The organism is Flavobacterium piscinae (assembly GCF_004122145.1).
GTDB classification, from domain to species: Bacteria; Bacteroidota; Bacteroidia; order Flavobacteriales; family Flavobacteriaceae; genus Flavobacterium; species Flavobacterium piscinae.
Map to the genome: position 1 here is coordinate 1 of NZ_SBKQ01000003.1, position 16,444 is coordinate 16,444.

Here is a 16,444-nt window from a genome sequence, read left to right on the forward strand (position 1 = left end):
GCTATTGACCGTTACTGTTGGAATAGGATTTACCGTGACAGTTATTGTAAAAGTATCTGTACAAATATTCGGTGAGGTACCAACTGAAGCCGTTACTGTATAAACTACATCTATTGGAGCAGTGGTTATATTGGTTAATGTCTGACTTATACTCGTTTGTGCTGTAGCCTCATCCGACGCTCCTGTGATACCTGACGGTGATAAAACTGTCCAAGTGTAAGTCGTGCCGGTGGGGATTACATTAGAACCCGAACCATCAGGAGTTACACTAAACGTATTTTCTGAACAAATTTCTTGAGAAATAGCTGCAATTTCAGGAAGAGGATTCACCGTTAAAGTGAATGAATTAGTTCCAAAATTAGAAGGGAATGCGATTTCTACTACCCGTACAAAAATCGTTTCATTTGTTCCGTTATAAATATTTGCAGGTGAAATTGGGAAATCACCTGTGTTTGCATCAACTTGAGTGTTATGATAAGTTACTTCATAGAGTGCTGGGTCTAATCCGCCCAAAGCGTCATCATCATTCTCCGTTAAATCAAATATTTCAAAATCATCCCCTGGCGTAACTTCATCACATAATACTAAATCTAAAGGTTGAGGGTCAAGTGTACAAGGCAATTCAATTAACTGAAACGATTGAATAACAGAACATTCACTACCACTAAATATATCAACTACACCAACATAAATAACTTGACCAGAACCAGTGCTGACATACGCTGTAGGATTAGGTATGTAATTAAAAAATTCAAAGTCTTCTTCTGTTAATGCATAGTTTAACTCAAACGCAAACGGATCTAAACCATTCAAAACAATTGGTGTATTAACAGTTAAATCATAAACATTATTGGGTGCACAATTCTCTAAATCAATAGGCTCTGCAACCGGCAATGGAGGATAATATTCAATAGTTATTGTATCAGTAATAGGACAAGCAGGTCCGTAGGGGTAAGCTATTACAGTATAATCACCAGGTTCAGAAACTACTAGTGTTGGACTCGTTTCTCCAACTATTAAATCGGGACCAAAATACCACTCATGGGTAATTGATGCATCTAAACCAGTATTCAATTCAACGGTATCACCGACACATAGAGCAGTACCCCCAACTTCTACAAAATCAGAGCCTAAATCAATGGGGTTCACATTAAAACTATTGGCTTGAAGAAAAACAGCCGAATCCCAACCATTATCTCCAACATTGGCAACAGCCAACTTTATATGATAAAGTTCTCCACATTCAACAGTTGCTGATGCTGTTAATACCGTTGTAAAACCATCATATTGAATAGACGTTCCGCCACAGTTATTTACATAAAAACCTGAGTTTGCTCCACCAGGTAATACGGCAGGACAACCATTTGCAAAGCCTCCATTAACTGTATTAATAGTAATTGGGATAGTTGTAGATGGAATTAATGCAATATTAATAGCTCCTCCAGAAAAAGGACCGGCAATACCGGGCCCACTCAAGAAAAAACCAAAAACATCATTAAATGTTGAATTCACAAATTCAGGGTATTCCTCTGAACCAAAAACAAAATTAAAACTAAGTTCAGTACCTGTAGGAATAAAATCAAATTCTAAAATAGAGGTATTTTGAATACCTCCGTTTGCCAAACTAGCTAAATCTGCATCACCAGCAGAAGGCGTAGCAGTTACTTGAGAAGCATTGTTTTGATTATTGGGGCCCAAAGCTAATTGAGCATTTCCGGTAGATAAAATAATTCCTGAGTTGATCCCTAAATTTGTTGGTGTTACACCTGTTGTAAAATAACCTGCTTGATCCCTTGCAACAGTGGCATTAACAGCACTACCATTAAATGTAATATTAGAAACGGTTACACCTCCGCCCAATAATACATCTTGCACCAATTGTGCAGGTGTGAATGTTGTATTATTCACAAACAATTGTGCATGTACACAAAACGGTAGAATTAAAAAAAATGATAATAGGAGTAGTTTTTTCATATACTATAGAAAAAATGCTTCAACAATAACGAATTGCTAAAACACTTGGTAAAATTCTGTTAATAAAAATTTAAAGTTCAAATATAACTAAATACCAAAAATATCTTTGTTAAATTTGCAGAAAAAAGCTCAAATGACTAAAATATCGATAAAAGAAACCCAAAATCCGACTATTGTAAAATTTGAATTTCCCGATTTTATTACTAAAAATAAAAGTTATGAATTCAAAAACATTGATGAAGCTAGTGAGAGTCAATTAGCACAACAATTGTTTTATTTACCTTTTGTTAAAACGGTTTTTATCTCCGGAAATTTTATTGCCATAGAGCGTTACAACATTGTGCAATGGAATGATGTTCAAGAAGCTGTTGCTGAGCAAATTGAAGAATTTGTATCTAAAGGCGGAATTATCATTAACGAATCTACTGTTGAAATCAAAAAACTTCCGATCACGATTTATGCTGAATCTACTCCAAACCCTGCTGTTTTGAAGTTTGTTGCCAATAAAGTATTGACTTCCAAAACAGCTGAATTTAAAAATATTGACGAGGCTTTTCCTTCTGCTTTAGCAAAAGAATTATTCAAGTTTTCGTTTGTGAAGGAGATATTCATGGATGAAAATTATATTTCCATTACAAAATACAACAGTACAGACTGGCAGGAAATTTCCAATGAAATCAGAACATTCATCAAAGAATATATCGAAAACGGAAATGAAATTATCAATGAAAGCTTATTGGTTACAGTTCCAAAAAATGAAAAACAAACCATTTCAAATTTTGATTCATTAGACACCACTTCACAACAAATCATCAATATTTTAGAAGAATATGTAAAACCGGCTGTTCAAGCGGATGGTGGCAATATTCTTTTTGACTCCTATGATGAAAGTGAAAAACGTGTAAAAGTAGTTTTGCAAGGAGCATGTAGTGGCTGTCCTTCTTCTACTTTTACCTTAAAAAATGGCATTGAAAATATGTTGAAAGATATGCTGAATGATGAAGCAATAAAAGTAGAAGCTATGAACGCTTAAAAACAGAATTAAACAAATGTAAAAAATCCTTGAAAAATGAACTTCAAGGATTTTTTTTTGCTTCTTATTTTTTATTCTTAACGTGAATATTGAATTCTTGAAATAATTCTAATAAATTCATCGTTGCTTTAATTAAATCATTCGTCTCCAAAAGCAAAGCAAAATAAAGTTTGCTGTTTTTTGGACTAGTTTCCACAGTCCGGATACGAGTAATTTGCTTTTGAATTAACTCTGAAACATTATTTAAAATGGTAGCTTTTTCACGTAAAACTTCATCCAATTGATCAAAGTTTTTGTTTTCGAAAATAGATTCGATGGTGTCAAACAATTTTTGAACATCTGTATCAATACTCTTTAAATCACGTATTTGATTGAATTTTAACTGTTTATGATTGTTGTTAATATGTGAATAGCTATTTTGTGTAATAAATGCCAATGATTGAATCATGTCTTGCAAATAACCCAAAATCATAATATAAAACTTACTTGCTTCTACAGAGGTTTCATCTAAGTTTTTTATGAAATAATAAACATTGCTTTTTAATTCATCAACCTCTTTTTCAAGTTTTTTGAGAGCCTTTTTATTTTCTTTTAATTTAGCTAAATCTTGTAGTCCCAGATTATCTATCACATCGCTGTAGACTTTGTTAGTAGCACCAATTACGCGAGAAATCTGCATTGAACTTTCACTGATAATTTCATTGATCGTAACAATATCCTCCCTTTTTAATTTGACAAGTTCTTCCTCTTCTTTTTGTTTTTTACTGTGTCTTCTGGCACTTCTGTAAAGAATAATTGCTAATAAAACTAAAAGTCCAATGAATGCATATACTTCGCCTAATTTTAAAATTAATGCCATCACAAATGCACCGAAAAACGCGACCATAGCAGTAACAAACCAACCTCCAATTACATTGAAAACACCGGCTACTCTGTAAACAGCACTTTCTCTATCCCAAGCTCTATCTGCAAATGAGGTTCCCATGGCAACCATAAACGTCACATAAGTGGTTGACAATGGTAATTTCAGAGAAGTTCCTATAGATATCAAAATACTGGCAATCATCAAATTAACCGACGCTCGCACCATATCAAAAGCCGGCTCATCTTTACGCTTCTTGCCTTTTACTTCCGGTTTTTCAAATTGTTTGTCGATTTTTAGTTGAACCGATTGAGGTAGAAAATAATTAATCCCCATTCCCAAATAAACGCCACTTCTTACAATAAACCGTGACAACATATTCGGAGAAAATTTTTCAACACCATCCCCTTGACGAGATAAATTTACACCGGTTTCAATCACACTTCTTGCCTTTTTGGATGTCCAAAGTGTAACTACCATTACCAGTCCTGCAAAAGCAAGAAAATAAAAAGGTGCAACAATAGTTTCGTCTGCTAAAGCACCCATCATCAATTTATCGCCAGACAAACCAGAGGCAGAGAAAATTTCATAGGAATTATAAGCCGCAATTGGCACACCAATAAAATTAACTAAATCATTACCGGCAAAAGCTAATGCCAAAGCAAATGTTCCGATTATAATAATGACGCGAAGGATATTTATTTTAAATACACTGATTAGTGCTTGAGAAAGAAGCGTAAAAAACACAAAATTAATTCCGATAATCATCAATTGATTATCTTGAATCCAACCATAAGTTTCTTTGCTTACAAATGAAACTCCTTTTAAACCTTTTATTAAGATGAAGAAGGTAATAGCCGTAATGGCTAAACCGCCAAACAAAGAACCAATGTATTTTAATCTTTTTTCATATTGAAATGTAAAAATAATTCTTGATATATATTGCACTAAACTACCTAGCCCGAAGGAAAGTAAGACCGAGAGCAATATACTGGAAACAATTTCAGTTGCTTTTTTGGTATTAATATAAGTTCCTAAGCTTTGCGTACTGTCTTCTGAAATATAAATATGATAAAGGGCTAAACAAACCGCAGCACCCAGCAACTCAAAAATAATAGAAACCGTTGTAGAAGTCGGCAGTCCCATTGAATTAAAAACATCCAACAAGAGAATGTCAGTTATCATTACTGCCAGAAAAATAATCATGACATCATTAAAACTAAACATGGAAGGGACAAAAATACCACTTCGGGCAATTTCCATCATTCCACTGGAAAAAAGAGCTCCACAGGCAACTCCAATACTGGCAACAATCATGATTGTTTTAAAGGAAACTGCTTTTGAACCTATGGCTGAATTTAAGAAATTTACTGCGTCATTACTAACGCCAACTACCAAATCAATTAAAGCCAAGATGCCCAAAACCACGAGCATCACTACATAAATTTGTTCCATTACAAATGGTTAATAATTTAGTGCAAAATTCCATTAACTATTTCAATCTAATGTTAAGCGAATGTTATCAATTTAAGATGTATTTTTTTGAGAATTTAACAAATTTCACTATCTTTATTTTTTAAATTATATCATTATGGCAATATTAAAAGTTATCGAAGTCCTTTCCAGCTCAGAAGTTAGTTGGGAGGACGCTACACGCAAAGCAGTTACTCAAGCAGCAAAATCCTTAAAGAACATTCGTTCGGTTTATGTGCAAGACCAAAGTGCAGCAGTAAAAGACGGTCAGGTTTCTGAGTTTAGAGTGAATTTAAAAATCACCTTTGAAATAGAATAATTGAATTAAAATCGTAATTTTAAGCGTTCTCAAAAAGAACGCTTTTTTTTATTTATGAATGAACTAAAATTTGAAACCAGCCCCTACTTGCTTCAACACGCCAATAATCCGGTGCATTGGAAAGCTTGGAATTCAATAACGTTAGCCAATGCAAAAGAAAATCAAAAACTCATTTTAATCAGCATTGGTTATTCTGCTTGTCATTGGTGCCATGTCATGGAACATGAAAGTTTTGAAAACGAAGAAGTGGCAAAAACTATGAATAAACATTTTGTCAACATCAAAGTAGATCGGGAAGAACGTCCGGATGTGGATGCCATTTACATGAAAGCCTTTCAACTAATGACAGGTCGTGGTGGTTGGCCGCTCAATGTGGTTTGTCTTCCGGATGGAAAACCGGTTTGGGGCGGTACTTATTTCAGAAAAAACGACTGGATAAATACACTTGAACAATTACAGGAATTATATCAATCAAATCCTGAAAAAATGATTGAATATGCTGAAAAATTGCACGAAGGAATTGAATCACTTGGATTAATTGATGGAAAATCTACCGATTTTGACATCGCTATTTTAAAAAGTTTCTTAGAAAAATGGCAAAAAAATTTCGATTGGGAATTTGGTGGCTATTCGCGTGCACCAAAATTTATGATGCCAACCAATTATCAGTTTTTGTTGCAATATGGTCATTTAACTAAAAATGAAAAATTATTGGAATATGTCGATTTAACCTTGACAAAAATGGCTTATGGCGGAATTTTTGATACTGTAGACGGCGGATTTTCTCGCTATTCTGTAGATGTGAAATGGCATGTCCCACATTTTGAAAAAATGGCTTATGATAACGGACAGTTGGTATCGCTGTATGCCAATGCTTACAAATTGACAAAAAATGAACTTTACAAAGAAATCATCGAAAAAACGACCTCTTTCATTGAAAAAGAATGGTCAACAACTGAAGGAGCCTTTTTTTCAGCTTTGGATGCCGATAGTTTAAATACGAAAAATCAATTGGAAGAAGGTGCTTTTTATGTTTGGACGATTGATGAACTAAAATATATAATCCATGACGATTTTACATTGTTCTCTGAGGTTTTTAATATCAATGAATTTGGACTTTGGGAACATGGGAATTATGTCCTGATTCAGAATAAAAGCTTAGATGATATCGCAGAAAAAAATTCAATTTCAATTGATGAACTTCGTCAAAAAAAGAAAAACTGGGAACAAATTCTTTACAAAACAAGAGAAAAAAGACCAAAACCCCGCTTGGACGACAAATGCATCACCTCATGGAATGCCATTTTGTTAAAAGGATTTGTGGATTGCTACAAAGCTTTAGGAAATGAAAATTATTTGAATATCGCTGTAAAAAATGCTCATTTTATTGTGAATAAATTATGGTCTTCTGAAGGAAACTTGACGCACACTTACAAAAATGGAAAACCAGCCATCAATGGATTTTTAGAAGATTATGCTTTTGTTATTGATAGTTTTATTTCACTTTATGAGGCCACTTTCGATGAAAATTGGCTTTTACACAGTAAAAATCTTATCAACTATTGTTTGGATCATTTTTATGATGAAAAAAAAGAATTATTTCGATTTACTTCTGATTTGGATGAAGCATTAATTACCAACCATTTTGAAATTGAAGACAATGTGATTCCGTCCTCCAACTCAATTATGGCGAGCAATTTATTTAAACTGAGTGTTTATTTTGAAAATTCGCACTACGAGGAAATTTCAAAAAAAATGGTTTCACAAATCATTCCGGCGATTGATTATCCATCAGCTTTTTCTAATTGGTTAATGGCCGCATTACATTTTTCTGATTATCAAAAAGAATTGGCCATTTGCGGTAAAGAAAGTTTGTTTCATTTGAAAAAAATCAATCAAACTTATTTCCCATCACTTATTTTATCAGGAAGTGAAAAAAAATCCGATTTACCTTTTTTACAAAATCGATTTACAGAAAATGAAACGCTCTTTTACTTATGTCAAAATAAAATGTGTTTAGCTCCAAAAAATAGAATTTCTGAAGTTTACAAAGATTTAAATTACTAATTTTAAAAAAGTTAGCAAAATTTACTAGATTTGACACTCAATTTAAACAACAAAAACAATGGGATTAGGCAATTTTTTTAAAAATTTATTTGGTTCAGCCAAACAAACTGCTTCTGAAACTGTAGATAAAGCAGAAGAAGTTTTGGATCAAGCAAAAGTAAAAGCATCAGAATATGCTGAAAAAGCTGAAGATTACGTAGAAAAAGTGGTTGAAAAAGCAAAGGAGTCTTATCCTGAAGTAAGAGAAAAAGTAGAAGATTTTGCTGAAAAAGCAAAAGAAACAGTTTCCGAATATGCCGAAAAGGCTGGCGATGTAATTGAAAATGCCGTGGATGATGTTAAGGAAAAAGTAAGTTCGTTCACTTCCTCAGCCAAAGAAGAAGTTCAAGAAACAACTTCTAACTTTGCTCAAAATGTTGAAGAAACTGCTGAAAAAGCAGAAGAAGTTTCAGAAGATTTAGAAGAGAAAATTGACGAAGTTAAACGAGTAGCAGATGAAAATGCAGATTAAACTTTAAGTTTTCTTTAAAAAGATTCACTTTCAAAAACTATACCTTTGTAACTCTTAAATCACTAATTGGTTTAAGAGTTTTTTTATGGATTTAATTACTTTAAACGCAGACTATGTAACAAAATATTGGGATTATTTTACCAATGTTTTGATGGAATATTCGCCCAGGTTGATTTCGGCAATATTAATTTTTGTAATTGGTTGGACAGCTATTCGACTAATTAAAAAACTAATTGTTAGAATAATGACAAAAAGGGAAATGGAACCTACTTTGTCAAAATTTTTAGCAGACATCTTGATTTGGACATTAAAAATTTTACTTTTTGTTACTGTTATTTCACGTCTAGGTGTTGAAAACTCCTCTTTTGTTGCCATTATTGGTGCTGCCGGTTTAGCGGTTGGTTTGTCTTTACAAGGTTCGCTGTCTAATTTTGCCGGTGGGGTTTTAATTATCATGTTCAAACCGTTTAAAGTTGGTGATTTTATTGAAGCACAAAACGTATCCGGAACAGTGAAACAAATACAAATTTTTGTAACGCAATTAGCAACAGTGGATAATCAAATTATTTTTGTGCCAAATGGAGCTTTGTCAAACGGAACAATCATTAATTATAGTTATGCCACTACAAGAAGAGCAAATTTAACCATTGGAATCAGTTACAGTTCAAACATTAAAAAAGCTAAAGAAATTGCTATGGAAGTAATGGAAAATCACCCTTCGGTTTTAAAAGATCCTGCTCCGGTTGTATTAGTTGATAATTTAGCTGACAGTTCCATTAATTTAGCCATTCGTCCTTGGGCAAATTTGGAAGACTTTTTTACAATGCGTTCAGATATTTTAGAGCAAATTAAACTCAAATTTGATGAACATGGAATAGAAATTCCGTTTCCACAACTTGATTTCAACATTAAAGAAAACTTTCCTAAGAAACCATAAAGTCTTTCAAATAAAAAGGTTCAAAATAAGCTACATCTTCAAAAAGATTTTTTGTAAATAGAGTGTAGCTTTTTTTTGTCATTTGGTTAGCCGATGGATAAATAACATTTTCTGCAAAAATAAAATTCTCTTTTTGAATAATTGTTTTGGCTTTTTGAGAACTATCTCCAACAAAGTATATCATTTGATTTAATTCTGAAAAAGATTCTTGAGTTAGAATTTCAGCTTTTGTGTCTCTAATCTTTTGATAATTTTTATCGAAAATTGCCGAATATACTTCCATTCTTCTAGCATCAATCATCGGAATAATCAGGCCTTCTTCAATTGAAATTTGAGAAGCTAAAACTTCCAAAGTATCAACAGCAATTAAAGGAATATCTAATGCATAACACAATCCTTTTGCGGCTGAAACACCAATTCGCAAACCCGTGTATGAACCCGGCCCTTGACTAACGGCAATTGCATTTAAATCTGAAAACTGCAAATTAGCTTCGGAAAGAATTTCTTCTATAAAAACATGCAATTTTTCTGCATGTGAATAACCCATTTCTGCAATTTCTTTACAAACTACTGCTTCTCCATCTTTTGCTAAGGCAACAGAACAATTTTTGGTAGATGTTTCTATGTTAAGAATATAAGGCATAATTAAAATTGAAAAGGCAAAAATAAGCTATAAAAAAAGGAAACTAAACTTTTAATTTAATTTCCTTGCTATTTTAATAATACTATTTTATTTTTTATTCTCTTTGGCTTTTTCTTCCTCCGATTTAACATGAACTAAATCTCCGGAATTTAGATCTTTTGTTACCGTAGTATAAGGGCCAATAATCACTACCTCTCCTTTTTTTAGACCTTGAACTACTTCGATGTTTGAATCATCTTGAATTCCGGTTTTAATAATTCTGATTTTTGCTTTATCACCAACTTTTACAAAAACACACTCAAGCTTTTTATCTGCTTTTTGAACTAAAACTTCCTCTTTATCACTTTCTCCCTCAGGTTTTACATCTACTTTGGAAGAACTTAACGTATCTGATTTCATGACCACAGCACTAATAGGAACGGCAATAACTTTTTCTTTTCTTTTGGTAATAATATCAACTGTTGCGGTCATTCCGGGACGGAAAGGAGAATAATTCTCCGGTTTTCCTTCAATCAAATCTAAATAAGATTCTTTTAAAATTCTAACTTTTACTTTAAAATTAGTCACTTGATCGGCTGTTACAGCATTACTGGCAGAATTTGAAATGCTGGTTACAACTCCTTTGAATTCTTTTTTCAAATAAGCATCCACTTCAATGTTCGTAGAATCGCCAACGCTTACTTTAACAATGTCATTTTCATTCACGTCCACTTCCACTTCCATATTATTCAAATTGGCAACACGTAAAATTTCTGTTCCGGTCATTTGTTGTGTACCCAATACTCGCTCTCCTAACTCTACGGAAAGTAACGAAACCGTTCCATCTGCCGGAGCATAAATGGTTGTTCTGCCTAAATTATCTTTAGCTTCTGTAACCGTTGCTGCGGCACTTTGAACACCGTAATAGGCCGCTTGTTTTGCTGCTTGAGCTCCTTCAAAAGTTGCGACAACTCTATCCCATTCAGATTTTGAAATAATTCCTTTTTCAAATAGTGTTTTGTTTCGGTTATAATTAGCTTGAGCTTCCTTAAATGTGGCTTCTGCTTGACTTAATCCTGCTTTAGTATTTGATAAACCGGCAACAGACCGGTTTAAACTAGAAGTATATAAATCGGGATTAATTCTAACCAATAAATCACCTTTTTTTACTAATTGACCTTCAATTATAGGCAATTCGATGATTTCTCCTGAAACTTCAGAGGAAATTTTAATTTCGGTTTCAGGTTGAATTTTACCGGTTGCAGAAACAGTTTCAATAATTGTAATTTCATTAACAGAAGCAGTTTCAACTTCTTTTCCTTTTTTCTTATTTCCAATTACACCTGCTTTAGAAAGTGCAATTAACAAAATAATCAATCCTATCGCGATTGCTAAAAAAATATATATACCTTTTTTTGACATAATTATGGTTTTTGAATAATTGGGATTCCGAAATAAAATTCTAATATTTTGGTTCTAAAAATATAGTCATACTTAGTTCTTAAAACTTCTGATTGAGCGTTGACCAAAAGTGTTTGCGATTGATTGAAATCAAAAGCATTCATCAAGCCAACTTCAAAACGCTCTTTGGCGTAGTTGAAAGCCTCTTGTCTGGCTTCTAAGGTTGTTAGTGCCGATTCGTATGATTTCAATGCTCCTTTTACATCGGTAAACGCAGTAAAAACATTTCTTTCTAAAGTTAATTCTTCTTGTTCATAAGCAATTTTACTTCTCTCCAAAGCAACCTTTGAACGTTGCACATTATTTCGAGTAGCAAAACCATTAAAAATTGGAATGGTTAACTGCACACCAAAATTCTGCCCTTTGTTAGCATCAAATTGATCAAAAATCGGGGATGGTCTTCCTAAAATGGCATTAAAATTAGGTTGCAAAACATTTTGATTAGTTCCTTCTACAATCCCAATAACCGTAGTTGGATTGGAGGGGTCCAACTCAACTCCTGTAACTCGGTCTAAGTTAGAAGCTCTGGTACTAAAGCTATAAAAACCTTGTAAACGAGGTTGATAGGCACCTTTAGAAATAGAAACATCCTTCTCTGCTATTTCCAAATTGGTTTGAGCTATTTTGAGTTCAGTTCTTGTTTCTTTTGCTTTTTGGTAAATGGCTTCCGGCGTTTGGAGCAATAAAGGAGTTTGTGTTGCTTCGTACTCACGATCGATAATATCAAATTCTTTAAAGTCTTCCAGTTGTAATAATTGAGCTAAACTTAATTTAGAAATCAACAACAAATTTTCAGCATTAATGACCAATTGCTCACTGGAAGCAACAGTTGCTTTGATATCTAACAAATCACCTCTTGGAATCACTCCGGCTTTTAATAATTGCTCCGAACGTTCCATTTGTTTTTGGTTGTTGAGCAATTGTTCTTTTTGTACTTTCAAATTTTCTTTGTTGAAAAGAATCTGTAAAAATGCATTGGCAACATTCAAGGCAATATCCTCTTGCATTTTTGTCAATTGGTATTGACTGGCGATTTGGGATAAGTTGGCTCTACGAAGTCGGTACTGATTTTGAAGACCGTTATAAATATCTACGCCAACATTAAAACCGGCAGAGGTAAATTGAGTAGTTTGATTTTCTAATAAACCGGTTGTAATATTCTGATTTAAACCAATATTCCAAGAATGAGAAGCAGTTGCATTTGCCGAAGGAAGAAAGTTACCAATAGCAGTGCTTCGCTCTATGTCTGCCAATTCTTTATCTAAAGTCGAATTTTTAATAGAAATGTTATTTTCTAATGCGTGATTCACACATTCTTCTAAGGTCCATTTTTTTGTTTGAGAATGAACACTAACTCCAAACAGAATTAGCGAAAACCAAACCATTTTATTGACAATAGAACTTTTCATATGAAATTTTTGAAAGAGTTGCTGCATTAGAGTACAAATTTAATTCATTAGAATTTTATACCCATAGGACGCTTAATTTATTTTTGTGTTACAACAAAATGAAAAAATCTGAAAATAATTTACATTTACAGACTCAAATGAACTTCAAAAAATGAAATATCTTTTAATTCCAATACTACTTTTTGTTTTAGTTATTTTAGTATCGTCGTGTTCCACCTCAAAAAAGTTAGACCTTATTAAACCTGAACCTGACAATGCCGAACCTGTTGAATATGAAACTACTACTTCTTTTATTCATCTTCCGATAACCATCCAACTAAAAGACATTGAAAATCAAACCAACAAATTATTGAATGGGTTGATTTATAACGACTCTATTTTAAAAGATGATGATTTAGAATTAAAAGTATGGAAACAAGCTCCCATTAAAATTGAAATGGAAAAAGATGGAAATACTACCAAAATAAAAACCACTCTTCCTTTAAAAGTGAATGGAAAATTCCGTTATGGTTTTGAAAAAATGGGCATAAGTTTATATGACATCAAAGAGTTCAACCTCAATGGTGTTGTTACATTAATAAGTGAAGTTGGATTGACGAACTGGCAACTAAAAACCAATACGAAAATAAAATCGTTAGACTGGACAGAAACTCCTTCTGTAGTAATAGCCGGTAAAAATGTTCCGATTACTTATCTTATTAATCCGACCGTACGACTTTTTAAATCTAAAATTGAAAAAAGCATTGATGATTCCATCAAAGAATCATTAGATTTTAAACCCCACGTTTTGGATGCTTTAGACAAATTAGCCACACCATTTGAAATGAGTGAGCAATATGCCAGTTGGCTCAGAATTGTCCCAATTGAACTTTATGTAACCGATGCCGTTTTACAAAAAAAGGAAATCAAATTAGACATGGGTTTAAAATGTTCGATGGAAACAATTGTTGGAAAAACTCCCGAAAAAAAATTCGATAGAAATAAAATCATTTTAAAACCGGTTGCCAAAATGCCGGATCATATTTCTGCCAACATCATTGCTGTTTCGACCTATGAAGATGCTTCCAGAATTATGACACAGAATTTTAAAGACCAAGAATTTGGGGATGGGAAAAGAAAAGTAAAAGTTACAAAAGTAAATCTTTGGCATAGAGATGGGAAAATGATTATTGCGTTAGACATGCTTGGTAGCATTAACGGAACAGTATATTTAGCAGGGTTCCCTCAATATAATGAAGAAACCAAAGAAATTTATTTTGATCAATTGGATTATGTGTTGAACACCAAAAGTTTTTTAGTACGTTCAGCCAATTGGTTGGCACAAGGTTATGTTTTGAGAAAAATTCAAGAAAATTGTCGTTATTCTATTAAACCTAATTTGGATGAAGGAAAAGCCAATGTGATGCAATATCTTCAAAATTATTCACCCATGAGAGGAGTTTTTGTCAATGGAACGTTGAATGACTTTGAGTTTCAAAAAATTCAATTAACCAACAAAGCCATCTTAGCATTTATAAAAGGAAGCGGTCAAGTGGATGTAAAAATTGACGGAATTGAATGATCAGGAAGTGATTTCTGAGGCAGCTTTCTTTTTAAATTTCATACGATAGACTACATAAAATACGATGGCTACCATAATGTAAGGGAAAGCCATCAGGTAGACAATTCCATCATTAATCGCTTCTGCTTTTGCACCATCGCCTTCACTTTCCAAAGCTGCTCGACACATGGCACACTGAGCTGAAGAGAAAAATCCGCCAAAGAAAATAAAAACTACTATCGGATATTTTAAAATTTTAGTGAACATAATACGGTGCAATCATTAAATAAACAATCACGCCTGTAACGGCTACGTACAACCAAATTGGGAACGTGATTTTAGCAATTTTTTTATGTTTATCAAATCGTTCTGCTAAGGCTTTTACATAAGTAATTAAAACCAATGGTATAACTGCAATTGAAAAAACTATATGCGAAACAAGAATAAAAAAATAGACATAACGAATAAAACCAACACCACCAAAAGGGGTGCTGTCAGAAGTCATATGATAGGCCACATACATAATCAAAAAAACAACCGAACAAGCAATAGCACTTTGCATGAGTTTTTGATGCGTTCTTTTATTACCGTTTTTGATTGCATATACACCCAATATTAGTAACATGGCTGTAATACCGTTTATGAAGGCATAAATTGGCGGCAAAAATGTTAAAGGTTCTACATTGATTCCGTAGTCTTTCAATTTTACTTTAAATAAAATAGCAACCACCACCGGAATGACTATGGAAAGCACTATTATTAATATTGAATATCTCTTTTCAATCGAGTTTTTCTCGTTTAAGTTCGTTTGCTCCATTTTATTTCTCTTCTAAAAGTACTTTAATATCTTGTTTAAGGGCTTGAATTCCGGCCGCTTCAATTCCGTCATAATATACAATTGGATTACCAAATTCATCTTTTCGGCTTCTGATATTTCCTTTTTTATCGACCAGAGCAAATAATCCGGAATGCTCAAAACCTCCTTCACTCTCTTTATTTTCACCGGCAAAAATACTAAATCCTTTATTGGCCAATTCATAAATATAGTCTTTGTCCCCGGTTAAAAAATTCCAATTTGGATTATTTACGCCTAAATGTTCCGCATGTTCTTTTAATACTTCTGAGGTATCATTAGCCGGATTAATTGTTATAGAAACTATTCCGAAGTCGTTTTGATTTTTCTCAAAATGGTTTTGTAATTCAACCATATTTCTATTCATGATAGGACAAATGGTTGGACAGGTCGAAAAAAAGAATTCAACCAAATACACTTTTTCTTCGTAATTTTTATTACTAATTGTTTCGCCGTTCTGATTGGTTAGACTGAACTTTGGAGCTTTTCCGATTTTTACTAATAAATCTTCAGATGTTTCACTTTGACCGGGCGTGTTAAGTCTATCTATTTTGGTTACATCATTGTTTTTAATTCTATTGATGATTTTGGGAATAAAAATAATTCCAAAAACCAATATAATAAACGATATCCCGATGTACGATTTATTTTTCATGTTACTATTTTTTTCTGTCGGCACTGTTTTTCTTCAGTGCCAGACGGTATTCTGCTAAAATTATTTTGATGTCATCACCCATTTCGTTGTGCAAATCAGCTGCAGAAATGGAGTTATATCCTTCTTTGTATTCTGGTTCTCCTTTTTTATTTTTTCCTTTTCTTCCTCTTAAATTTCTTTCTTTGTCAACTATAAAAACGTTAGGGGTTCTTAAGTTTTCATCTAATTGGCCAATCAAATTCAACTGCTTGTAATATTCTTTAATTTCATCGGGTGAAGCAAAAATATAATTCCATTTAGACATATCGCAAATTCTGCTTAGTTCTTCTTTTAATTCTACGGTTTGTGATTCAGTTCCAAAAGGTGCTATACAAATCAATTGAAAATCTTTGAAACCCATTACTTTTTCATAAATCTTTTGATTCAGATTGAAAGCATCCCCTTTGTTGTAGAGTATTTTTGTGCCGGGAAAAACTAAAATAGTAATTTTATCCTCTAAAGAAAATTGTTGCCCTTTTTCATCCTTCCAATTTCTTAAGTCAGGAATTGATTTAGTTACCGTTGGTAAATGCGTAAAATTATGCACTCCGGAAGCAAAGAAAAGATAGGCTACAATAGGAAGTATAAATAACGAAAACAGAACAATATTCTTTTTCATTTCAGTTGCTTTTTATTTATGCAAAAATAAAAAAAGGCACGCAATGCGTACCTTTTAATTTATCTAATAT

Annotated in this window: 15 protein-coding genes; 6 read left to right on the top strand and 9 right to left on the bottom strand. The window is 33.0% G+C overall.

Annotated elements, in window-relative coordinates; all coding sequences use genetic code 11:
• Positions 1-1,974: choice-of-anchor L domain-containing protein (locus tag EQG68_RS03005; RefSeq protein ID WP_187347456.1), on the bottom strand; the 1,974-nt coding region annotated here is incomplete at its 3' end.
• A gap of 133 nt (positions 1,975-2,107) precedes the next feature.
• On the opposite strand from EQG68_RS03005, the gene EQG68_RS03010 reads away from it, so the two are divergent.
• Positions 2,108-3,007: a NifU family protein gene (locus EQG68_RS03010; protein ID WP_129463307.1), complete on the top strand. Its 900-nt coding sequence runs from the start codon at positions 2,108-2,110 to the stop codon at positions 3,005-3,007.
• Positions 3,008-3,071: 64 nt separating this feature from the next.
• Here EQG68_RS03010 and EQG68_RS03015 read toward each other — a convergent pair whose 3' ends face one another.
• The gene (locus tag EQG68_RS03015) at positions 3,072-5,324 is read right to left on the bottom strand and encodes an inorganic phosphate transporter (protein ID WP_129463308.1); all 2,253 of its coding nucleotides are present in this window, start codon (positions 5,322-5,324) and stop codon (positions 3,072-3,074) included.
• Between the two features lie 136 nt (positions 5,325-5,460).
• Between EQG68_RS03015 and EQG68_RS03020 the strand changes: the two genes are divergently transcribed.
• The 4 genes from EQG68_RS03020 to EQG68_RS03035 all read left to right on the top strand — a co-directional run bounded on the left by EQG68_RS03020 (position 5,461) and on the right by EQG68_RS03035 (position 9,176).
• Entirely contained in the window at positions 5,461-5,661 is a 201-nt protein-coding gene (locus EQG68_RS03020; protein ID WP_129463309.1) for a dodecin family protein, read from the top strand.
• 54 nt (positions 5,662-5,715) lie between these two features.
• Positions 5,716-7,728, top strand: coding sequence for a thioredoxin domain-containing protein (locus EQG68_RS03025; protein WP_129463310.1), 2,013 nt, complete (start codon positions 5,716-5,718; stop codon positions 7,726-7,728).
• A gap of 58 nt (positions 7,729-7,786) precedes the next feature.
• The gene (locus EQG68_RS03030) at positions 7,787-8,239 is read left to right on the top strand and encodes a YtxH domain-containing protein (protein WP_129463311.1); all 453 of its coding nucleotides are present in this window, start codon (positions 7,787-7,789) and stop codon (positions 8,237-8,239) included.
• A gap of 85 nt (positions 8,240-8,324) precedes the next feature.
• A complete protein-coding gene (locus tag EQG68_RS03035) occupies positions 8,325-9,176 on the top strand; it encodes a mechanosensitive ion channel family protein (protein WP_129463312.1) in 852 nt (283 codons plus the stop codon).
• Here the strand turns inward: EQG68_RS03035 and tsaB are convergent.
• The 3 genes from tsaB to EQG68_RS03050 form a co-directional block, all read right to left on the bottom strand.
• Positions 9,163-9,819: a tRNA (adenosine(37)-N6)-threonylcarbamoyltransferase complex dimerization subunit type 1 TsaB gene (gene tsaB / locus EQG68_RS03040; RefSeq protein WP_129463313.1), complete on the bottom strand. Its 657-nt coding sequence runs from the start codon at positions 9,817-9,819 to the stop codon at positions 9,163-9,165. The genes EQG68_RS03035 and tsaB overlap by 14 nt on opposite strands.
• An 87-nt stretch (positions 9,820-9,906) precedes the next feature.
• On the bottom strand, positions 9,907-11,220 hold the full coding sequence (locus EQG68_RS03045; RefSeq protein ID WP_129463314.1) for an efflux RND transporter periplasmic adaptor subunit: 1,314 nt from the start codon (positions 11,218-11,220) through the stop codon (positions 9,907-9,909).
• A 2-nt stretch (positions 11,221-11,222) separates the two neighbouring features.
• Positions 11,223-12,668, bottom strand: a complete 1,446-nt coding sequence (locus tag EQG68_RS03050; RefSeq protein WP_129463315.1) for a TolC family protein — start codon at positions 12,666-12,668, stop codon at positions 11,223-11,225.
• 151 nt (positions 12,669-12,819) lie between these two features.
• Here EQG68_RS03050 and EQG68_RS03055 point away from each other — a divergent pair, with 151 nt between their 5' ends.
• Entirely contained in the window at positions 12,820-14,229 is a 1,410-nt protein-coding gene (locus EQG68_RS03055; protein WP_129463316.1) for a DUF4403 family protein, read from the top strand.
• Here EQG68_RS03055 and EQG68_RS03060 read toward each other — a convergent pair whose 3' ends face one another.
• The 4 genes from EQG68_RS03060 to EQG68_RS03075 are packed head-to-tail and all read right to left on the bottom strand — an operon-like array spanning position 14,230 to position 16,374.
• On the bottom strand, positions 14,230-14,475 hold the full coding sequence (locus EQG68_RS03060) for a hypothetical protein (protein WP_129463317.1): 246 nt from the start codon (positions 14,473-14,475) through the stop codon (positions 14,230-14,232).
• On the bottom strand, positions 14,465-15,025 hold the full coding sequence (locus EQG68_RS03065) for a DUF420 domain-containing protein (RefSeq protein ID WP_129463318.1): 561 nt from the start codon (positions 15,023-15,025) through the stop codon (positions 14,465-14,467). Before EQG68_RS03065 ends, EQG68_RS03060 begins: the two co-directional genes overlap by 11 nt.
• Position 15,026: 1 nt before the next feature.
• Entirely contained in the window at positions 15,027-15,716 is a 690-nt protein-coding gene (locus EQG68_RS03070) for an SCO family protein (RefSeq protein ID WP_129463319.1), read from the bottom strand.
• A 4-nt stretch (positions 15,717-15,720) separates the two neighbouring features.
• Positions 15,721-16,374, bottom strand: coding sequence for a hypothetical protein (locus EQG68_RS03075; protein WP_129463320.1), 654 nt, complete (start codon positions 16,372-16,374; stop codon positions 15,721-15,723).
• Between the last annotated feature and the right edge of the window lie 70 nt (positions 16,375-16,444).